This window comes from Microbacterium sp. NPDC090014, from assembly GCF_044748285.1.
Taxonomy (GTDB): Bacteria; Actinomycetota; Actinomycetes; order Actinomycetales; family Microbacteriaceae; genus Microbacterium.
Window position 1 is genome coordinate 1,012,319 of the sequence record NZ_JBIVFS010000001.1, and the last position, 21,606, is coordinate 1,033,924.

Sequence of the window (21,606 nt, forward strand, 5' to 3'; positions counted from 1 at the left end):
TGACGCGGAACATCTGCATCACGGGAGAGGCGAATGGAATTCTTGGAGGGGAAGACTCTGCGGCGACGCAGAGCCATCGGGGGAGGCATCGCCGGCGTGACCGTCGGCGCGATGATCCTTGCGGGTGCACTGGTACCGACGGCGGCGAATGCGCTCGATGACGCGAATCCGAACGATCCGTCGGTCGCGCAGGGACAGATCATCCAGTTGCCGGCCGACCTGCTCGGCGGATTGGACGTCGCCGCACTCGGGCACACGCTGACGAGCAACCCGGCCGCGGTCGGCCCTGAGCTCGGCGGTCTCGACCTCGACGTGCTCGAGGCGCTCAGCATCGACGTGGGCACGCTCAACGTGCCGCTGCTGACCGACGGCACGTCGCCCGGTCTGCTGCAGCTGGGCGATCTGGGGGGCGCGCAGAGCTTCAGCTCCTCACCCACGCAGACCCAGTCGATCGCGTCCTCCGGCGCGATCACCTCCGGTGGTGCGATTGATGCGGGGGCGATCGACGGAAGCGTCAACCCCGCCACCCTCGAACTCACCGATCTCTTCGACCAGCTCAGCGTCGCCGGTCTCACCGACGCCGTCCTCGACGAAGCGTCGGTCAGCATCGGAGCCCTCGCATCGCGGGCGGAGTCGAACGCCGGCGTCGCCGGCTCCGAATACCGCATCGCGGGCCTGGACCTCGACCTGCACAGCAACCTGGTCGCGGGGCTCGCGACCACTCTGGGCACGGCCATCCAGGGCACGGTGACCCCGGTCAGCGACCTCGCCGGTCCCGGCGGAGCGCTCACCGGGCTCGTCACGACCGTGGTCAACACGATCAACGCGATTCCGGATGTGCCCCTCGTCGCCGCCTTCGAGGCGACGGGCGGAACGGTCGCTATCGCCGGCCTCGACACAGTCGGGGCGACGGTCGTCACGGAGCTCCTGACGGAGCCGCTCGAGAACACCACGGGCTCGGTGCTCGTCGACCTGAGCGACGGGACGATCTCGGTCGACCTCGCTCAGATCCTCGTGGAGACGGGCGCAGGAGCCGACCTCAACTCGCTTCCCGCGAACACCCCTGTGCTGTCTGCGACGACGATCGCCGCCATCCAGCAGGGGATCACCTCTGCTCTGACCGGAACGCACCCGAACAGCCTCAACGGCAAGGTCGCGACCATCCTCGACTCCACCCTCGACTCGCTGGCGGTCACGCTCACCGTCGGGGTGGACCTCACCAACCCGCTCACCGGGATCGACCTGGTCTCCGGCGATGTCACGATCGCCGGCTCGCTCGCTCAGTTCGCGGGCACGGCCACGCCGGTTCCGACGGTGACCACCGACATCTCGCTCGCCGGGCTCAACATCGGTGCGCTGCTCAACCCGGTGGTGAGCGCTGTGACCACGGCGGTCACCACGACCACCGGCCCTCTGGTGAACACCGCGCTGACCAGCGTCATCCCGCTCGTCCAGCCGGCCCTCGCAGCGGTCACCGGCCCCGTGCTCTCGACGCTGGACCCCGTGCTGCAGGGCGTGCTGTCCGGCATCGCGACCATCACGATCAACGAGCAGTCCGAGCCGGGAGACATCCCCGGTGACAGCTTCACCGTGCGCGCGCTCGCCATCGATCTGCTCCCGGCCGTGGGCGGAGGGGTCGAACTCGATCTCGCGTCGTCGACCGTCAAGGCAGCGGCGGCGGCAGTCGCGGCTATCGACGCCGCATCCACCGTGCAGGCCGGAACCGATCTTCCGGTCACCGGCTCCGGCTGGCCGGCCAACACCCAGGTGACGATCCAGGTGGCAGCACCGGACGGAACTCCGGTCAACGAATCAGCGCCGGTGACCACCGACGCGTCGGGCAACTTCACCGGCACGGTCTTCATCCCGGCCTCGACCGTGCCCGGCACCGGCTACATCGTCACGGCGACCGACGGCACCAGCACGGCGACGGACACCAGCGAGGTGACCGCCGCGGCAGCGATCGATGCGGCACCTGCCGTGCAGGACGGAACCGACCTCGGCGTCTCGGGCACCAACTGGCCCGCGAACACACAGATCTCGGTGCAGCTGACCGCTCCCGGCGGCGGCGCGAACATCGGCGGCCCCGAGCTCGTCACGACGGACGGGTCGGGTGCCTTCGTGCTCGGCTACCCCGTTCCGGCCGGAACTCCTGCGGGAACCGGCTACACGGTCACCGCGACGCTGGGCGCGCAGACGGCGACGGACACCACCGAGGTGACGAACGCTCCGGTCGCCTCGATCGATGCGGCGCCGACCGTTCAGGCAGGCACCGATCTCGCGGTCTCCGGCTCCAACTGGCCGGCGAACACCGAGATCTCGGTGCAGCTGACGGCTCCGGGCGGAGGCGCGGACGTCGGTGGCCCCGAGACGGTCACGACGAACGGCGACGGTGAGTTCACGCTCTCCTACCCGGTGCCCGCGTCGGCAACGCCCGGAACGGCGTACACGGTCACCGCGACCGCTGGCGCCGAGACGGCGATCGACACCACCGAGGTGACGGCCGCCGCTGCGGTGGATGCGGCCGACACGGTGCAGGCGGGAACCTCTCTCCCCATCACCGGTGCGAACTGGCCGGCCAACACCGTCGTCGAGGTGCAGCTGACGGACCCGGACGGCGCTGACGTCGGGGGTCCCGAGACGGTCACGACCGATGGCGACGGCGGGTTCACGCTGAACTACCCGGTTCCCGCGTCGGCGACCCCGGGCACGGGGTACACCGTGACCGCGACGGTCGGCGGCCAGACGGCTGAGGACACGACCGAGGTGACCGCCGCGGCAGCGGTGGATGCCGCGGACACGGTGCAGGCGGGCACGAGCCTTCCCGTCACCGGCACCGGCTGGCCGGCGAACACCGAGGTCTCGGTGCAGCTGACCGCTCCGGGCGGAGCGACCGTCGGCGGTCCTGAGACGGTCACGACCGATGGCGACGGCGGGTTCACGCTCGACTACCCGGTTCCCGCCTCGGCGACGCCGGGCACGGGCTACACGATCACCGCGACCGTCGGCACCCAGACGGCGACCGACACGACGGAGGTGACCGCAGCGGCGACCGTCGACGCGGCCGCGACCGTCGAGGCCGGGACGGACCTGGCGATCACCGGTGCTGAGTGGCCGGCCGACACCGAGGTCACCGTGCAGCTGACAGCCCCCGGTGGTGCGGTCATCGGCACGCCCCAGACGGTGACGACCGGTGCTCTCGGCGGCTTCGCGATCGACTATCCGGTGCCGGCGGGAACTCCCGCGGGCACGGGATACACGGTCACCGCGAGCGCGGGCACGCAGACAGCCACCGACACGACCGAGGTGACGGCTGCTCCTGTCGTCGTCGACGCGGCCTCGTCGGTTCCGGCAGGTACCAACCTCGCCGTCACCGGCACGGGTTGGCCGGTGAACTCCACCGTGTCGCTGCAGCTCACCGCGCCAGGCGGGGGAGCGGACATCGGAGGCCCGGTCATCGCGACCACTGACGAGTTCGGTGCGTTCACGGAGAACTACCCGGTTCCGGCTGATGCCGAGCCCGGCGCGGGCTACCTGCTCACCGCGACATCCGGCGCGTCCAGCGACACGGACACCACCGAGGTGACCGCGGGCGACCCGGGTGACGTCAACACCAACGCGGCTGCATCGGCATCCGCTTCGGCTGACGCGACCGCAGACGGCGACCCGTCGGCGCAGGCGGCGGCTGAGGCCGCGGCCCTCGCAGACGCGACGTCGGCGGCCTCAGCGGCGGCGACCTCGGACGCCACCTCGGCGGCGGATGCGGCGGCGACGCCGGATGCCTCGTCGGCCGCGACGACCGATGTCACGTCGACGGCCAACGCCTCGGCGGCAGTTGCTGCGCAGGCGGCGGCTCAGGCCGACGCGTCGGATGACGTGAACGCGGATGCATCGACGGCGGCGGAGTCGAACTCGGCGGCGTCGTCGGAGTCGGCGGCCATCGCCGACTCGTCGACGGATGCCTCGTCCGAGGCTGCGGCCAACACGAACGCGGCGGCGTCGGCATCCGCGTCGGCGAACGCCGATGCATCGACCGACGCGATCGCTGAAGCGGCCGCGCAGGCGGCGGCGTTCGCGGACGCCACGGCAGAGGGATCGGCTGCGGCTGACCCGACGGCTGAGGCTGCGGCGGAGTCGGCGGCGACGGCGACATCGTCCACGGCAGCCACGGCGGACGCCACCTCGGAGGCGAACGCCGGTGCGGCGGTAGCGGCTCAGGCTGCGGCGCTGGCCGACGCGACGACGGATACTGCGGCTGAGGCCTCGGCGACATCGGACGCCTCGACGAGCGCAGCATCGAACTCGAGCGCGGCGGCGATCGCCAGTGCATCGACCGACGCCTCTTCCGACGCAGTCGCCACGGCCGATGCCTCGGCTGCGGCCGACCCGTCGGCTGAGGTCGACACCAACGCCTCGGCATCCGCTGCGGCGTCGGCTCAGGCTGATGACGACAGCAACGCGGCGGCTCAGGCGGCGGCTGTCGCTGCGGCTCTGGCCGATGCGACGAGTTCCGCTTCGGCGGCGGCTGACGTGACGGCTGATGCGGCCGCGTCTGCGGCGGCGACGGACGACGCATCCACGGACGCGTCGACCACGGCCACGACGGATGTGGACGCGTCTGCTGCAGCGGCCGCTCAGGCGGCGGCGCAGAACGATGCGACCTCGACGAGTGCGGCTGACGCGTCCGCGGCGGCAGATGCCGATCCGAACGCGTCGGCGGCCGCGGCGGCCAACGCCTCGTCGTCGGCCACGGCGTCCGCGACGGCGGCGGCTGATGCTTCCGCTGAGGCAGAGGTCGAGGCATCCGCTGCGACCACGGCTGACGCTGCGGCTACGGCTGATGCCTCGGCTGCGGCCGACCCGTCGGCTGAGGTCGACACCAACGCCTCGGCATCCGCTGCGGCGTCGGCTCAGGCTGATGACGACAGCAACGCGGCGGCTCAGGCGGCGGCTGTCGCTGCGGCTCTGGCCGATGCGACGAGTTCCGCTTCGGCGGCGGCTGACGTGACGGCTGATGCGGCCGCGTCTGCGGCGGCGACGGACGACGCATCCACGGATGCCTCGGCCACGGCCACGACGGATGCGAACGCGTCGGCCGCCTCCGCGGCAGCGGCGCAGGCGTCGGCGCAGAACGACGCGACCTCGACGAGTGCGGCTGACGCATCGGCTTCGGCTGACGCTGATCCGACCGCGTCGGCGGCCGCGGCGGCCAACGCCTCGTCGTCGGCCACGGCGTCCGCGTCGGCGGCGGCTGATGCCTCCGCTGAGGCTGCTGCCGAGGCATCCGCCTCGGCGACTGCTGAGGCCTCGGCGTCTGCAGACGCGGCAGCCGACCCGACCGGACCGATCGCCATCACGATCAAGGTCCCGGTTCTGGAGCGCGGTGAGAAGCAGACGGCGGTCGGCACCGGGTTCCAGCCCGGCGAGTCCGTCACCGGTGTGATGACGTCCGAGCCGATCGCACTGGGCACCCAGGTCGCCGATGCGCAGGGCACGGTCACCTTCACCTGGACGATCCCCTCCGGCACCGACCTCGGAACCCACGCCGTGACACTGACCGGAGCGACCTCCGGCAGCGTGTCGGCCTCGTTCCAGGTCGTGGCCACGGGCCTCGCCACCACCGGTGGTGAGATCCAGGGCGGGTGGATCGCGCTGGCGGCTCTGCTGCTGATGCTCGGACTCGGAATGACAAGGGTCGCGCGTTCCAGACGGCCGCTCGTCCAGACGGAGTAACGCAGTGCAGGAACGCTGAGAGGTCGGGGCCGTCGCTGCGGCGGCCCCGACCTTCAGCGGTGAGAAGGATGTGGATGGGCACGATGACTGAGACCTCACCCGAAGTGCAGGATGCGGCGGTCGCCGCGACCGCCCCTCGACCGCGCCCGACCTGGTGGGTGAAGCTCATCGCGTTCGCCGCGTGTCTGCTCACCCTGTGGCACGTGGGGGCGTCGTTCCTGTGGATCGCTCCGTACTCGGCGCTCCGCGAGATCCCCACGCAAGAAGTCCTCGCCGGGTACATGCTGCCGATGTTCGGTCAGTCGTGGAGCGTCTTCGCGCCCGAGCCCATCAACGGCGACTACCACTTCAACGTGCGTGCCGTCATCGAGAAGGACGGTGAGGAGATCGAGACCGGGTGGGTGAGCGCCACCGACGTCGAGCTCTCGATGATCCGCTACAACCTCTTCCCGCCCCGAGCGGGGATCCAGTCGAGCGAGGTCGCGAGCGGCCAGATGAACGCCTACAACAAGCTGGACGACGACCAGAAGGCCGTCGTCGGGCTCGACTTCGCCGAGGATGGCTGGGAGGAGTGGATGGTGCGCTCCTTCGACGAACTCGAGGGCGACAACCCGTCGACCGACGCGTACATGGCGGAAGAGCACCTCTCCACCGCCTACGCCACCCAGGTGGCCTATGCGATCTGGGGCGCCGACTCCGTCATCAAGGTCCAGTACCGCGTGAGCCGCCAGAACGTGGTGCCCTATGCGGATCGCAACGATCCGAGCGCGCAGCGCCCCGACCCCACGTTCTCGACCACCGGGTGGCGCCTGCCTATAGAAGAGGAAGGGCAGAGTCGCGAGAACTTCGCGAACACCTTCCGCGCCCAGTTCGAGAGGATCCAGCCGTGAGCGCGCCCACCAAGACCGCGCCCCAGACGAACGGCGCCGCGAACCGGGACCGGAAGAAGGATGCTGCCGGGCGGTCGACCGTGACGGCGCCCGCTCCGGCATCCGCTCCACCCGCCTCTGCGCCCGAGCCTTCGCCGCCGCGCACGCCCGCGCCTGCCGCCCCGCCTCCCCGGTCTTTCGTGACCCGCCTGCTGAGCTTCGCCTCGTCGATGATCGGCGGACTGTGGTCGATGGTCCTCTCGGCGATCGACCGGATCTCCGCGTTCGTGGGGGACTGGCTCTTCAACGGCAAGAAGGCCCTCTACGGTCTCGCGGTCACCCGCATCCTCTTCGGCGTCACAGCGATCGGCCTGCTCGCGTCGAACTTCAGCACTCGTCTCTATACGTTCGGCTCGGGGTCGGCGTGGAACGGCGAACTCGCCGAACCCGTCAGCGAGTTCCCGAAGATCTGGATCTTCAGCGCGTTCCATGCCGCGATGGGCAATGACGCGCTCTACACCGCCCTCTATCTGCTGCTCGGCGTGCTGGCGGTGCTGTTCGTCCTCGGCTGGCGTTTCCGGATCGTCCTCCCGGTGTTCTTCTGCCTCTGGGTCGGGTTCATCGAGGCGAACGACATGGTGGGCGATCAGGGCGACAACATGTTCCGCATCGCGCTGCTCCTGCTGTTCTTCGCCGACCCGGCCGCTCGCTGGTCGATCGATGCCAGACGTCGCGCCAAGAAGGGGGAGTGGTTCGCTCCGGGAAGCCAGCCCGCCCTCCTGGGAACGGTCTTCCACAATCTGGCACTCGTGGCGCTGACCGCGCAGGTGTGCTTCGTGTACGCATCGGGTGCTCTCTACAAAGCGGGAGGTGCGCCCTGGGAAGAGGGCTACGCGGTGTACAACCCGCTGCAGACCGCTCGGTTCGGCACATGGCCGGTGCTGAGTGACCTGGTCACGACCTGGGGCCCGATGGTGGTCGCGGCGACCTGGGGTTCGATCATCCTGCAGGTGGCGTTCCCGCTGATGCTGCTCACACGGCCCACTCGGCTGATCGGCCTCATCGGCATCCTCTCCTTCCACATCGGCATCGGCGTGCTGATGGGGCTGCCGTGGTTCTCGCTGACGATGATCGCGATCGACTCGATCTTCATCCGCGATCGGACCTGGGCGCGGTTGAGCGAAGGGACGAGACGGCGGTGGGAGCAGGCGCAGACCGCGCCTCCCACGCCCGCACGCGTCGAGGCCTGAGACTGCGGCTGGGCTGAGACTGTGGTCTGACGACAATCCGACCGGGCGCCGTCCCGGGAGCTTGTTGGAGGATGCGCACACAGCAGTTCGCTCCTGGTTGTGGCAGACCTACCATGGGAGTATCCCTACTTCCCTCTGAGAGGAACGCTCATGGTCGACGCCGCCGTCCGTCCGAAGACGACTCGCCCGCACACCGACAGCGCAGATGCGAACCTGAGGTTCGATGTCGCCCGGGTCACCGATCTGCTGATGGGCACCTGGGCCGACACGCGCCGCGAGGCGCGCGAGCTGATCAAGGATTCGGCGTTCTGGCGCGATGACGCGCTGAGCAAGGACGAGCACCGCGAGCGTGTGCTCAGCCAGCTGCACCTGCTCGTCGAGAACAAGGCAGTGCACCGGGCGTTCCCGACCGCACTCGGCGGAGAAGACAACAACGGCGGCAACATCGCCGGCTTCGAGGAGCTCGTCGTCGCCGATCCGAGTCTGCAGATCAAGTCGGGAGTGCAGTGGGGGCTGTTCGGCTCCGCCATCCTGCAGCTCGGCACCGCCGAGCACCACGAGAAGTGGCTGCCCGGTGTCATGGATCTCTCGATCCCCGGCGCCTTCGCGATGACCGAGATCGGGCACGGCTCCGATGTGGCAGCGGTCGGCACCACCGCCACGTACGACCCGAGCACCGAGGAGTTCGTGATCAACACGCCGTTCCGCGGCGCGACGAAGGAGTACCTCGGCAACGCGGCGCTGCACGGCGTGGCGGCGACGGTGTTCGCTCAGCTGATCACGAACGGCGTGAACCACGGGGTGCACTGCTTCTACGTGCCGCTGCGCGGCGAAGACGGCGTCGATCTTCCCGGCATCGGTCGTGAGGATGACGGACTCAAGGGCGGACTCAACGGCATCGACAACGGCCGCCTCAGCTTCGACCACATCCGCATCCCCCGCACGAACCTGCTGAACAAGTACGGCGATGTGGCGGCCGACGGCACGTACTCGAGCGCGATCGACAGCCCCGGTCGCCGCTTCTTCACGATGCTCGGCACGCTGGTGCAGGGACGGGTCTCGCTCGACGGCGCCGCGTCGTGGGCTTCGGCTCTCGGGCTGAAGATCGCGATCACCTACGCGACGCAGCGCCGCCAGTTCGACGGAGCAGACGGCCAGGAGGTCGTGCTCATGGACTACGGCAAGCACCAGCGCCGCCTGCTGCCGCGCCTGGCGACGACCTACGCGCAGATCTTCGCGCACGACGAGTTCCTGCAGAAGTTCGACGGCGTGTTCTCCGGCCGCATCGACACCCCTGATGACCGTGAGGACCTCGAGACCCTGGCGGCAGCCCTCAAGCCGCTGTCGACCTGGCACGCGCTCGACACCCTCCAGGAGGCTCGCGAGGCCTGCGGCGGAGCGGGCTTCATGTTCGAGAACCGTCTCGTGGGACTTCGCGCCGACCTCGACATCTATGTCACTTTCGAGGGCGACAACAATGTGCTCCTCCAGCTGGTCGGCAAGCGGCTGCTCAGCGACTACGCCAAGCAGTTCACCGGCAAGGATGCTGCGGCCCTGGCCAAGTTCGCCGTAGGCATGACCGCCGGCAAGCTGTTCCACGGCGCAGGCCTTCGTCAGTTCGGCCAGTCGGTCGTCGACCTCGGTCAGGTCTCGCGTTCGGTCGAGAACGGTCTGCGTGAGGAGCAGCAGCACCAGTTGCTCGCCGAGCGCGTGCAGCAGATGGTCGCCGACATCGCCGGCCGGCTGCGTCCGGCGGGCAAGGACAAGGCCCTCGGCGCGAAGCTGTTCAACGAGAATCAGGCCGAGCTGATCGAGGCGGCCCGTGCGCACGGTGAGCTGCTGCAGTGGGAGGCGTTCACGGATGCCGTCCACCGCGTCGACGACGCCGACACCAAGAAGGTGCTCACGTGGCTGCGCGACCTCTTCGGTCTGCAGCTCATCGAGAAGCACCTCGCCTGGCACCTCATCCACGGGCGTCTCTCGACGCAGCGCGCCGCCGCGGTCTCGCGATACATCGACCGTCTGTGCGCCAGGCTCCGTCCGTACGCACTCGACCTGGTCGACGCGTTCGGCTACGAGCCGGAGCACGTCCGGGCGCCCATCGCCTCCGGCGCCGAGCGCGTGCGGCAGGACGAGGCTCGGGAGTACTACGCGGCGCTCGCGGCATCCGGTGACGCCCCTGTGCTGGAGAAGGCGCTCAAGAAGAACGCGAAGCGCTGAGGTTTCCTCCTCGCTCCGCTGACGAAGGCCGGGATCAGTGGTCCCGGCCTTCGTCGTGGGCGGTCAGGTGCCGCAGAGGAGGGCGCGAGTAGTGTCGATCTGGCCCATCCGCACCGATCAGAGGAGTCCGAGATGACCCGTGTCACCGCCTATGCCGCACCCAGCGAGGCCGCACCGCTCGAGAAGACCGTCATCGAGCGCCGCGAGCTCGGCCCGAACGACATCCTGATCGACATCGCGTTCGCCGGCATCTGCCACTCCGACATCCACACGGTGCGCGGAGACTGGGGGCCGCAGCAGTACCCGCTCGCACCCGGACACGAGATCGCCGGAACCGTCGCGGCCATCGGATCGGATGTCACCAAGCACGCCGTCGGCGATCGGGTCGGCGTCGGCTGTCTCGTGAACTCGTGCGGAGAATGCCGCAACTGCCTGCGCGGCGACGAGCAGTTCTGCTCCAACGGTGCGATCTTCACCTACGGCAGCACCGACCGTGACGGCAGCGTCACTCAGGGCGGATACTCCGAGCAGGTCGTGGTGACCGAGTCCTTCGCCGTGCGCATCCCCGACGCGCTCGGGCTCGACGTCGCGGCACCCCTGCTCTGCGCAGGAATCACCACGTACTCCCCGCTGCGGCACTGGCACGTCGGACCCGGCACGCGCGTGGCGGTCGTCGGCCTCGGCGGACTCGGCCACATGGGCGTGCAGATCGCGCACGCTCTCGGAGCAGAGGTCACCGTGCTGTCGCAGACGCTCAGCAAGAAGGATGACGGCCTCCGTCTCGGTGCCGATCACTACTATGCGACGAGCGATCCCGAGACGTTCCGCTCGCTGCGCGGGTCGTTCGACGTCATCCTCAACACGGTCAGCGCGGTCGTCGACCTCCGCGCCTACCTCGGTCTGCTCGACGTGGGCGGGTCGATGGTCTGCGTGGGAGCCCCCGCAGAACCGCTCTCAGTGAACGTCTCGTCTCTGATCGGCGGGCGTCGATCGCTCGCGGGGTCCAACATCGGCGGCATCCAGGAGACCCAGGAGATGCTCGATTTCTGCGCCGAACACGGCATCGCAGCCGAGATCGAGATCATCAGCGCATCGCAGATCAACGAGGCGTACGAGCGCGTGCTCGCCTCTGACGTGCGCTATCGCTTCGTGATCGACGCCGCGACCATCGCCGACTGAGTTCCGGAGGGGGTCCTCGGGGTACGCCCCAGGGGACCCCCGTCGGTTGCTCCCCTGGGACCGTTCGCGCAGTGGGTGCGGCGGTGTGGGTCGGGGTGGTGCTGGGCCTGTGCGGCAGGGCGGCGCGGTAGCCGTAGCCGTAGCCGCGCTCAGTTCGCGGGATCCGGCTCGCGGTAGTACTCGAGGAAGTTGCTGCGCGTCGCGGCGTGCAGCTCGTGGATCAGATCTCCGGCTCGGTCGCCGTCACGGGCTTCGGCCGCTGCAGTGATCGCGCGGATGAAATCGCGCGCCTGGAGAGGCGTGACGAGGTTCTCGCGAGGCGTGAGGAAGCGCACGAGCTGCAGTGACAGGGTCTCGGCCTTCGCTCGCAGCACGGAGTTCGTCGCGGCGCGGACGACGACGAGGAAATACCGGCGGATCGCTCGTCCGAGAGCGGCCGCGTCATCTGCATCCACCGCATCCTCGACATGCGCCAGCTCGCGACGCAGGTCGGCGATGTGCGCATCCGCGAGGTCGGCGGTGGTGGTGCGGGCAAGATGCTCGTGGATCACTCCGATCACGAATAGGCTCTCGTTGATCGCCGCGACGTTCACCGGGGCCACCCGGGTGTGACGGTGCGGCACCAACTCGACGACGTCCTCCTCGGCGAGTCGATTGAGCGCCTCGCGGATCGGGGTTCTGGACGACCCGAGCCACGTCATGAGCTCCTCGTCGTGGAGAACTTCCCCGGGTTCCAACGTCCCGTCGAGGATCGCGCCGAGGATCGTGTCGTAGACCTCGTCGCGAAGCAGCCGCCGCGGCGGAGGTGTGTCCCTCGTGGGCATCACGCGTCCTCGCTTCCGAGCCGCTCAGCTGTATCGGCGCCAGCAGCGACCTGCGGGCTCGATTCGGCCGCATCTCGTGCCTGCACGCTTGCGGCCCCTGCAGTGAAGTACGCCTGTGCGGCCACGGCTGCGGCATCCGCGTTCCCTGTGGCGGCGGCGGAGGCAAGTGCGTCGAGCGCGGCCGATGTGTCGGTCGCGTCGAGTGCGCCGGGTCGAGCGGTGATCATCCGGGTGACGTGCGGCACCGACTTCTCGCGGATGCGCTGAACGAGGGTGTTGCGGTAGCGGTCGACGAACACGTTCATCAGGTTGTTCACGATCCGTGCGCGTTCGAGGGCGTTCGAGGTCCGGCTCACCGTCGTGTGCAGGTCGGCGATCTGCGTCCGGTCCGCGTCGGTGAGGAGCGGGACAGCCTCGCGCACCGTCGCCGAGTACACGACGCCGAGCATCTCCATCTCCTCTGCGAACCTCGTGGGATCGAGAGGTGCGATGCGGGTGCCCCTCTGAGGAAGCACTTCGATCAGCCCCATGCCGGCGAGCCGGTTCACCGCCTCCCGGATCGGCGTGCGCGAGGCGCCCAACCAGCTCTCGAGCTGCTTGTCGGAGATCGGCTCCCCTGCGGCCAGGTCACCGGCGACGATGGCATCCAGAAGCGTGTCGAAGATCTGGTCGCGCAGCAGCTTTCGGGGCATTTGCGCCGGGGTCTTGGGCACAGGCATGGGTCAATGCTAGTCGGAATCATCTGGGTACCTGATATATCAATCGCCCGCAATATATACCCATGCCCTGACTCTCGGTGGATGGAGGCGACGATCTAGGCAGGTTGCCCGCGCATCGAAATATCAGATGATTTGTGTCCACGGCTAACTTATGTCATCCTCTAATCATCCAATATGTTAGTTGATGAGAGCGATGTGATCATGCCCATGGGCTCCCTCGAGGACCAACTGCGCCCGCAGCTTCTCAGCGGTCTCGCTTACGAGCGCCTGCTCGCCGAGATCGTGAGCGGCCGCATCCCGCCCGGCCAGCGACTGCGGCTCGATCTGCTCGCCCACGCGTGGGCCGTCTCCCGGACGCCGGTGCGCGAGGCGCTGCAACGGCTTGTCGAGATGCGGTTCGTCCAGGTGTCTCCGAGCGCCGGAACTCGTGTGGCGGAGTGGTCGCGCGCTGACATGATCGAGCGCGCCCACGTCGTCGGTCGCCTGATCGTCGAGAAGAGCTGCATCGGCCCGCCGGTGCGCACGCACCAGCAGTCGACGCGACTGGCGGACGAGACCTGCGAGCTGCTCGGCTACCTCGAGCTCTCCGAGATCCTCATCTCGCGTGAGCTCGGCCGTCTGGGCCCCCGCCTCGCCCGCGACCACATCGACCCGCTGCGGCTGTTCGTGGATCCGCAGACGGCGCGCCACCACGGCATCGATCTCGACACGGATCGGGCCTCCCGCCGCCGTCTCCTCTCCGCCGCCCTCGCCGCCATCGAACGACAGGATGCTGCCGCGGCGCGCGAAGCTCTCGACGGGTTCTCGACGTCGTTCATCGACGCGCTCGGATCCGGCCCCGCAGAGGCCGCTGCGTAGTCCCGGCAGGAGAGCCGGGATCACCCGCCGTGTCGGTGGCGGCGGCTAGCGTGGGCTCATGACGTCTCTGATCGCCGGCCCCGACCTCCGCGACCGATGCGGGTGGGTGGGCGACGACGCCGAATACCGCCGCTATCACGACGAGGAGTGGGGCACCCCGCTTCACGGCGACCGGGCGCTGTTCGAGAAGATGGCCCTCGAGGGGTTTCAGGCGGGGCTCTCGTGGATCACCATCCTGCGCAAGCGCCCCCGGTTCCGCGAGGTCTTCGCCGGCTTCGAGCCCGAGCGGGTCGCCGAGTTCGACCGATCCGACGTCGAGCGGCTCATGGCGGATGCGGGGATCATCCGCAACCGGGCGAAGATCGAGGCCACCATCGGCAACGCCCGAATCGTGCGCTCGATGGCAGACGGCGAGCTGGATGAGCTGATGTGGTCGTTCGCGCCGGCATCGGGACCGCGGCCCGCATCCTTCGCGGATGTACCGGCGGTGACGCCGGAGTCGACGGCGATGAGCAAGGAACTGCGTCGTCGCGGCTTCCGATTCGTGGGTCCGACGACGATGTACGCGCTCATGCAGTCCGCGGGCATGGTCGACGATCATGTCGTCGGGTGCTGGCGCGCCTGACCACCGAGGTGTGCTGGGCGCGCCCGCCCTGTCGTGGCGAGTGCAGGGGCGATCGCCCGCCTTCGGGATCGTCCACACCCTCGATATACTCGTGGTCGGGGGGATCGCCCAGCGCGGCGCGCAGGGATCATGCAGAGCGCGGTCTCCCGACCGACCGTGAGGAGCATGGGTGGCCACGCGCATGGCATCGACACCGCCGACGCTGGCGGGGTACAGCTATGTGCGTCCGCTCGGATCCGGCGGGTTCGCAGATGTCTTCCTCTACGAACAGGACATGCCGCGACGCGTCGCCGCTGTGAAGGTGCTGCTGGCGGATGCCGTGAACCGCGAGGTTCTCCGCACCTTCAACGTCGAGGCCGACATCTCCGCGCGGCTCAGCGCCCACCCCTCGATCGTCACCATCTATCAGGCGTCCATCTCTGCAGACGGTCGGCCGTACTTCGCGATGGAGTACTGCCCCGACACCATGAGCGCCCGGTACAAGAAGGCGCCGCTGGCGCTCGCCGAGGTGCTCGACACGGGCGTGCGCATGGCAGGCGCCCTCGAGACCGTGCACAGGGCCGGACTCCTGCATCGCGACATCAAGCCGTCCAACGTGCTCATCAACTCCCTCGGCGCCCCCGTGCTGGCCGACTTCGGCATCGCGGCCGCCGTGATCGACGAGGGCGGCGGAGAGACCATCGCGATGTCGGTGCCGTGGAGCTCGCCGGAGGTGCTGCAGGAGCGCGTCTCCGGATCCGTCCCGAGCGAGATCTGGAGCCTCGGAGCCACCCTGTACACGCTCCTCGCGGGAAGAAGCCCGTTCGAACGCGCCGACCGAGGCTCCAACTCCCGCGACCAGCTCACCGAGCGCATCATCAAGGCGCGCTATACCGCGGTGCCGATACCCGGCATCCCGCCGATCATCGACGAGATCTTCGCGACCGCGATGCACCGTGATCCGGCCAGACGGTTCGCAAGCATGGCCGACTTCGCGGAACGCCTGCGCTGGGCGCAGTTCGAGCTGGGTCTGCACCCGACGGCCTTCGAGGCGGCGTCCGCTGAATGGGCCGCAGCAGCGCCCGTCAGCTTCTCCGACTCCAGCGCCCGCGGCCCGGTGATCACCACCGTCGCCCCCGACTCGCGACGTGCAGTGCGCGCCGCGAAGCAGCAGGCGATGCCGCGCGACCGCGACGAACTGCCCGCCGCGCGTGCGAAGACCCGCTCGCCCCTCGTCGCCGGCGTGATCGGCGCGTTGATCGGAGCAGCGGTCCTCGGTGGCGTCGGCGTCGGCGTGCTCTACCTGACCGGGGTCCTGTGATGGCCATCGGCGACCGCGCTCGCGCGGAGGCGAACCCCCGATCGCGCGGACGCCTGATCGCGGCCATCTCGGGTGTCGCCGCCCTGGCGGTGGTGCTCACGCTCGCCATCACGGCCCAGGGATACCAGTCGCAGGAGGTGCCCCGCCTCGAGTCGTCCGTCTGGGTCATGCGCGACAGCGGCCAGTACGCCCGCGTGAACACCGAGCTCGCCGAGATCGACACCGTGCGCAACGTCGACGATCCCGAGGCCGTCTGGCAGAGCGGCTCGGCGGCCGTCATCTACGCCCAGGGCAACAGGCAGCGGTGGGATCTCGACCCCGCGAATCCCGCCGACCTGCTCTCCGACGCGTCGGATGAAGGCACGCCGATCGCTTCCGAGCCGACGCCGGCGGGCACGCGGGAGATCCTGTCGGCCGGTGCCTATGTGGCGTATCGCACCGACACCGGCCAGGTATCGGTCACCACTCTCGAGGCGGGTGCCGCCACTGCTCTCGTCGACCCGTTCGCGGGCGTCGAGGTCGAGGAGGGCGAGGACCCTCCGACGTACACGGCGGATGCGATCGGGCTGTCGCCCGCGGGCCTGCTGGTGCTCTTCTCCGCAGACGAGGGCGCGATCCGCCGGTTCGACATCGACGAGCACCGCTTCCTCGGCGATCCCGAGTCCGTCTCGCAGGCTCCGGATGCCGCAGAGGGCCTCCTCGTCACGGTCGTGGGCGACCGCTGGGCGATGCTCCAGGCGGGCACCGGCGAGCTGTGGCTGCAGGGGCGCGACGAACCCGTGGAGCTGGACGTCGCTGAGGACGCGCGTCTCCAGGAGGGCGCTGAGTCGGGCGAGAACGTGTCGATCGCCGACTCCGACGGACTCGTGTCGGTCGATCTGGATTCCGGAGAGTCGGAGCGGGTCGCTGACGCGTCGGGCGTGCCGGCGACGCCGGTCGTCGTCGACGGCGAGGTCTATGCCGCCTGGCTCGACACGGGTGCGGGCACTCTGTGGGCAGGTGGCGAGACCGTTCCGCTGCGTGTTCCGGACGAGGCCCTCGACTCTTCGACGATCGAACCGGTCTTCCAGGAGAACGGCGATCGAGCGGTGCTGAGCGAGATCGGCACCGGACTCATCTGGACGGCCCCCGACGGCGTGCTCATCCCGCTCGAGCAGTGGGCGATCGAAGACGACACCGAGCAGCAGGAGGGCACGATCATCGTCGAGGACGTGGCCGAGCAGATGCCGCCCGTCGCCGTCGACGACGCATTCGGTGTCCGTGCGGGCGAGCAGGTGATCCTGCCGGTGCTCCTCAACGACCACGATCCGAACAAGAAGGACGTGCTGTCGATCGATCCCGAATCGGTCTCGGGCGGGCTCGGCGACCCGGCGTTCGGTGACCTGACCCTCGTCGCGAACGGGCAGTCGCTGGTGGTCGATGTCAAGGCGGGGTCGGGGCAGGCGAGCTTCACATATGCGGTCACCGACGGCGCCGCGGTGTCGGCTCCGGCGACCGTGACCCTGACCGTCGTCGATCCGGGAGCGAACTCCGCGCCCGTGTGGTGCGGAGTCGACGCCTGCCAGCAGGAGTGGCCGACGCCCCAGCTCCTTCCGGGCGGCAGCACGGTCGTCTCGGCGTTGTCGGGCTGGGTCGATCCCGAGGGCGATCCGTTCGTGCTCAGCGATGCCTACGAGACCGATTCCTCGTCGCCCGTCATGGTCGTGCCGATGGCCGACGGGCGGGTGGCCATCCGCCACACCGACCCGAACGCCGCGGATGCCGTGATCTCGGTCACCGTGGTGGTCGAGGACGTGCACGGCGCGACCGCCGAGAAGACCCTCGATGTGCAGGTCACAGGGAGCCCGGCTCTCGTCGCCTCGCCGGTCGCGCTGACGGCGCGTGTCGGGGAGCTCCAATCGGTGCGCATCTCAGATCATCTGTCCGGCGGCTCCGGTTCGTATCGTCTCGTCGACGCCGTGCAGACTGCGGCGACCGCGCAGGGACTCGAGGTCAACCCGAACGCGGCATCCGGCACCGTCGAGATGACGGTGGCCGAACCGGGGCAGTACGTCGTCACCTACACGGCTCAGGACGTCACCACCCAGGCCGAGCAGTCGGCCGTCATCCGCATCACCGCGGTCGACGGATCCGCGGGCCTCGCGATGGCACCGCTGACCGCGTTCGTCCGCGAGGGCGAGGACACGACGGTCGACGTCATCCGCGCCGTGCAGAACACCAGTGGTCGGGTGCTGATGCTGGCCGATGCGGTGAGCTCGACGCCGCAGCTCGGCGTGCGTGTGGTCGGCAACGAGAGCATCCGGGTGAACAGCACCACGGAGGACGGCGAGCCCGGGGTCATCGGCAAGGCCACCGTGACGATCGCCGACGGCACCGGTGCCGCAGTGCAGGGAACCGTCACGGTCTTCCTCACGCCGCCGTCGACGGTGACGCGTCCGATCGTCTTCCCCGACGCGATCACCGTGCGCGCAGGTTCGCTCACGCGCATCGCTGTCACGGCCAATGACGTGGCGCCGCGAGGGGAGCCCCTGGTCGTTCTCCCCGAGGTGACCGGCTCGGGCGAATCGGGTGAGCTCGTCTTCGCCGACCGCAACGCGCTGCGCTACCTCGCACCCACGACGCCCGGCACCTACCGTCTGTCGTACTCGGTGTCACTCGAGCGCAACCCCGCCCTCGCCGACAACGGTGTCGTGACGGTCACGGTCGTGCCTCCGGGCACCAACCGTGCCCCGACGCCGTCGACCCTGACCGGCCGAGTCCTCAGCGGTCAGACCGTGTCGCTGCCCGTGCCTTCGACCGGCATGGACAGCGATGGCGATCGAGTCGTGCTCGCGGGCGTCGACCAGCCCCAGAAGGGTGCGGGCACGGCGACGATCTCGGCCGACGGCGACGCGATCGTCTACCGGGCGCCCGCGGGCGGTGTCGACGGCGGTCAGGTGAGCTTCGGTTACACGGTGCGCGACCCGCAGGGCGAGCAGGGGACGGGCACCGTCCGCGTCGGCGTGCTCGACGCGGACATCGACGACGCGGCGCCCGTGACCTTCAGCGATTACGTGCGCGTCGAGGCCGGGTCGACGACACCGATCATCCTCGACCCGCGTCTCAACGACCTCGATCCGGCGCAGAGCGAGCTCGAGATCACCGAACTCGTCCCGAACGCGCCACCGGTCAAGGGGAATCCGCTCTACGACCGCCTGAACGCGCTGATCGATCCCGACACCTCTCTCGAAGACGGCCGTGTCGTGCTGCGCGCGGGAGACACCGCCGGCACGAACTCCTACTTCTATACGGTCAAGTCCACTCGCACATCCAGCACGTCGCAGGGTCTCATCGTCGTGACCGTGACCGACGGTGCGGTCGCCGACCAGCCGAGCGTCGCCGACACGGTGCTCACTGCGCGCGATCGGGAGGAGCTCCCGGATCGCGGCATCGACGTCGTGACCGATCGTGTCAGTTGGCCCTCGGGTGACGCCTCCTCCCTCACCTTGAGCCTGTGGGGCGACCAGCCCGGGTTCACTGTTCAGGGGAACCGCATCGTGGGCGCTGCCCCCGAAGACGGTGCGCTCGTTCCGTTCCAGCTGAAGGGCGAGGGATCGGGCGGCAGAGCGGTGGTCGCCTACGGGTTCCTGCGCATACCCGCCTTCGACGACATGCAGGTCCAGCTCAAGCCCGCCTCGACTCCTGTCGTGGTCGACGAGGACGCCTCGGTCTCGTTCGATGCGGCCGACTACGTCGACCTGACCTCCTCAGATGCCCTCGAAGTGGGATCCGGGCAGTTCACCGCGCAGCGGGCAGCCGCGTCGTGCTCCGCCGAGGGTGCAGGCAGCGTGACGTATCGCGCCGGCCGTGAAGCGCCATGGTCGGACACCTGCCTGGTCCAGGTGCGGTTGCAGGGGCAGGAGCGCTGGTCGTTCATAGACGTGCCGATCAGCATCCGTCCTGCCGAGCCGCAGCTGCTGCTGTCGTCGATCTCGCACACGATCGCCCCCGGAACCACCGAGACGGTCGACATGTACGCGAACATGGCGGCGTGGGAGGGCGGACGTGAGGGTGACGCGGGATCCCTCGAGTACCGGATCGTCTATTCGGGCTCGGCCTTCATCGTCACCCGAAACGGGCCTCAGCTGACCATCGAGGCACGCGCAGACGCGCGACCCGGCAACGCCGAGAACGTCAGCGTCACGGTGCCCCAGTACGGCGAGCCGTCGGCATCCGTCCGCCTCGTCGTCGGAGCCGCGCCGCCGGATGCGCCGCGCGGCGCGACCTTCACGAAGCAGTGCATCGTGACGAACCCCAGCTGCACCATCGACGTCGTCGACGTCGCCGGGGAGTACGACCCGTTCGCCGGGAAGCCCGGATCGGGCCTCCGACTGATGTCCCTCGGCGGGGGCACACGATGCGATGTCGCGTCGATCTCGACTTCGGGAAGCAAGGCGATCACGGCGAGCTGGCCCGGCGGAGGGCAGGCGCCGGGTGGACAGTGCATCATCCCCTTCGTCGTGCAGGATGCGCAGGGGCGCACCGGCACCGGAACCCTGACCCTCGATCTGCAGGGCTTCCCGCAGGCACCCGCCAGCGTCACGACGGTCGGATTCACCCGCTCGACCGTGGTGCTCGACGTGCCCCTCGGTGAGGCCGGTCGCGCGCACCCCGGCGTCACGGGGGTCGAGATCCTGCAGGACGGAGCGCCGGCGAACGCGTCGTGCAGCCCGGCGGCAGGTGCCTACCGGTGCACGGTGAACGGACTCGTCAACGGAGCGCCGCACGTCTTCACCGCGGCGGCCGTCAACGCGGTCGGCACATCGGCGGCGACGTCACCGCACACCAGCTGGGCGTACGCCGCCCCTGTGGTGTCGAAGGCGAACGCCACACCGGTCTATCGCCCCGGCAGCACGGAGCGCGGGCGCGGCATCGTCGCTCTCGCGGTCGACGCGTCGGACGACTCCCTCGCGTTCCGCATCGAGGAGACCGGGCAGGTCATCAACCGCACCGGCGCGACGACGACGGCCGACATCGCGCTGGCGCCGGGCCCGCAGAACATCACGATCGTCCCGATCAGCCAGTTCCAGCCGCCGACGGGTGACGGTGGAAACGAGGGCGGAGCCTTCCGCACGTCCGTCACCGCTGCGGGAACCGTCTACTTCGACCCCTCGGGAGCACGCGCGATCGCGACGTCGAACACCTCGATCGACGTCTCGGGAGTGGCAGCGCAGCCGAACGGCAGCGCCCTCGGCATCGACGTCGTGTACCTCGCCTGGCGATCGGGCAATGCGAGCTGCACCGCTGACGGCGACGGTCGTCTGCAGGTCTCGGGTGCGGAGGCGCAGTCGTCGTCACCCACCCTCACCAAGCTCGCCGAGTACTCGACCTACAACGTGAAGGCGTGCGCATCGAACGGCTTCGGCGTCGCCGAGTCGGCGACCACCCAGGTCTTCACGTTCACCTTCGTGGAAGGCCCGAAGGGCAACACGAGCTACACGGTGGCGACCCAGCCGACCGTGCAGAACACCCGATATGTGTACGGCCTGGAGTCGGCGCCGAACATCGCCGCGAAGGACGGCTTCGTGCCGCAGTATGAGATGTACGGGACCACCCGTTCAGACTTCGTTCTCAGCGCCGACGCGTCACCGCTGCCCGTGAGCGCGCGCTCCTGCCACGCGGTGCTCACTATGTACTGCTCCGACGCGGTGCAGATCGTGCCGAGGACAGCACCGACGACGGTGGCCGTGCAGTTCCGCGAGTGCGTGCCCGCCAACCCGGATGACGCGTTCGTCGTCAGCCCTGCCGCCCGCGGGTCGTACTCCCTCGCCGTGACTCCGAGGATCGTCGACGGCATCTCCATGGTCGACATGAAGATCACGTGGACGGGCGCTTTCAGTTCGCTCAAGCCGATCACGCACCGCGTGACGCTGTGCACGCAACCGGAGCCGGAGCCGGAGGATCCGAAGGACTCCGACAAGCCCGCCGACCCCGCCGATCCTGCCGGATGAACCCGCCGCGATGACGACTCCCTCCTCCCCACCGCCCTG

The 21,606-nt window shown here is 69.3% G+C and carries 11 protein-coding genes; 9 read left to right on the plus strand and 2 right to left on the minus strand.

What is annotated here, in order from left to right; translation table 11 throughout:
• Nucleotides 1-33 precede the first annotated feature (33 nt).
• The 5 genes from ACIPV5_RS04885 to ACIPV5_RS04905 all read left to right on the plus strand — a co-directional run bounded on the left by ACIPV5_RS04885 (nucleotide 34) and on the right by ACIPV5_RS04905 (nucleotide 11,251).
• Nucleotides 34-5,733, plus strand: coding sequence for a choice-of-anchor G family protein (locus ACIPV5_RS04885; protein WP_400340125.1), 5,700 nt, complete (start codon nucleotides 34-36; stop codon nucleotides 5,731-5,733).
• A gap of 83 nt (nucleotides 5,734-5,816) precedes the next feature.
• A complete protein-coding gene (locus ACIPV5_RS04890) occupies nucleotides 5,817-6,623 on the plus strand; it encodes a DUF5819 family protein (protein WP_230100871.1) in 807 nt (268 codons plus the stop codon).
• Nucleotides 6,620-7,852: an HTTM domain-containing protein gene (locus ACIPV5_RS04895; protein WP_053098653.1), complete on the plus strand. Its 1,233-nt coding sequence runs from the start codon at nucleotides 6,620-6,622 to the stop codon at nucleotides 7,850-7,852. Before ACIPV5_RS04890 ends, ACIPV5_RS04895 begins: the two co-directional genes overlap by 4 nt.
• Nucleotides 7,853-8,002: 150 nt before the next feature.
• The gene (locus ACIPV5_RS04900) at nucleotides 8,003-10,072 is read left to right on the plus strand and encodes an acyl-CoA dehydrogenase (RefSeq protein ID WP_400340127.1); all 2,070 of its coding nucleotides are present in this window, start codon (nucleotides 8,003-8,005) and stop codon (nucleotides 10,070-10,072) included.
• Nucleotides 10,073-10,204: 132 nt separating this feature from the next.
• Complete coding sequence (locus ACIPV5_RS04905; RefSeq protein WP_400340129.1) at nucleotides 10,205-11,251, plus strand: NAD(P)-dependent alcohol dehydrogenase; 1,047 nt, start codon at nucleotides 10,205-10,207, stop codon at nucleotides 11,249-11,251.
• A gap of 149 nt (nucleotides 11,252-11,400) precedes the next feature.
• Here the strand turns inward: ACIPV5_RS04905 and ACIPV5_RS04910 are convergent, their stop codons facing one another.
• Together ACIPV5_RS04910 and ACIPV5_RS04915 are read right to left on the minus strand one after the other, a co-directional pair.
• Nucleotides 11,401-12,075 carry a GntR family transcriptional regulator gene (locus ACIPV5_RS04910; RefSeq protein WP_400340130.1) on the minus strand — a complete coding sequence of 225 codons (675 nt, stop codon included), beginning with the start codon at nucleotides 12,073-12,075 and terminating at the stop codon, nucleotides 11,401-11,403.
• The gene (locus ACIPV5_RS04915) at nucleotides 12,075-12,794 is read right to left on the minus strand and encodes a GntR family transcriptional regulator (protein WP_400340131.1); all 720 of its coding nucleotides are present in this window, start codon (nucleotides 12,792-12,794) and stop codon (nucleotides 12,075-12,077) included. The genes ACIPV5_RS04910 and ACIPV5_RS04915 overlap by 1 nt, the downstream gene beginning before the upstream one ends.
• 174 nt (nucleotides 12,795-12,968) lie before the next feature.
• Between ACIPV5_RS04915 and ACIPV5_RS04920 the strand changes: the two genes are divergently transcribed.
• The 4 genes from ACIPV5_RS04920 (at nucleotide 12,969) to ACIPV5_RS04935 (ending at nucleotide 21,567) form a co-directional block, all read left to right on the plus strand.
• Nucleotides 12,969-13,652 carry a GntR family transcriptional regulator gene (locus ACIPV5_RS04920; protein WP_082297970.1) on the plus strand — a complete coding sequence of 228 codons (684 nt, stop codon included), beginning with the start codon at nucleotides 12,969-12,971 and terminating at the stop codon, nucleotides 13,650-13,652.
• A 58-nt stretch (nucleotides 13,653-13,710) separates the two neighbouring features.
• On the plus strand, nucleotides 13,711-14,277 hold the full coding sequence (locus ACIPV5_RS04925) for a DNA-3-methyladenine glycosylase I (RefSeq protein ID WP_053098659.1): 567 nt from the start codon (nucleotides 13,711-13,713) through the stop codon (nucleotides 14,275-14,277).
• Between the two features lie 169 nt (nucleotides 14,278-14,446).
• Nucleotides 14,447-15,577, plus strand: coding sequence for a serine/threonine-protein kinase (locus ACIPV5_RS04930; protein ID WP_400340134.1), 1,131 nt, complete (start codon nucleotides 14,447-14,449; stop codon nucleotides 15,575-15,577).
• Nucleotides 15,577-21,567, plus strand: coding sequence for an Ig-like domain-containing protein (locus ACIPV5_RS04935; protein ID WP_400340136.1), 5,991 nt, complete (start codon nucleotides 15,577-15,579; stop codon nucleotides 21,565-21,567). Before ACIPV5_RS04930 ends, ACIPV5_RS04935 begins: the two co-directional genes overlap by 1 nt.
• Nucleotides 21,568-21,606 lie beyond the last annotated feature (39 nt).

Coding starts and splice junctions, on each gene's coding strand:
- ACIPV5_RS04885 (WP_400340125.1), top strand. CDS start 34: ATGGAATTCTTGGAGGGGAAGACTCTGCGGCGACGCAGAGCCATCGGG.
- ACIPV5_RS04890 (WP_230100871.1), top strand. CDS start 5,817: ATGACTGAGACCTCACCCGAAGTGCAGGATGCGGCGGTCGCCGCGACC.
- ACIPV5_RS04900 (WP_400340127.1), top strand. CDS start 8,003: ATGGTCGACGCCGCCGTCCGTCCGAAGACGACTCGCCCGCACACCGAC.
- ACIPV5_RS04905 (WP_400340129.1), top strand. CDS start 10,205: ATGACCCGTGTCACCGCCTATGCCGCACCCAGCGAGGCCGCACCGCTC.
- ACIPV5_RS04910 (WP_400340130.1), bottom strand. CDS start 12,075: ATGCCCACGAGGGACACACCTCCGCCGCGGCGGCTGCTTCGCGACGAG.
- ACIPV5_RS04915 (WP_400340131.1), bottom strand. CDS start 12,794: ATGCCTGTGCCCAAGACCCCGGCGCAAATGCCCCGAAAGCTGCTGCGC.
- ACIPV5_RS04920 (WP_082297970.1), top strand. CDS start 12,969: ATGTTAGTTGATGAGAGCGATGTGATCATGCCCATGGGCTCCCTCGAG.
- ACIPV5_RS04925 (WP_053098659.1), top strand. CDS start 13,711: ATGACGTCTCTGATCGCCGGCCCCGACCTCCGCGACCGATGCGGGTGG.
- ACIPV5_RS04935 (WP_400340136.1), top strand. CDS start 15,577: ATGGCCATCGGCGACCGCGCTCGCGCGGAGGCGAACCCCCGATCGCGC.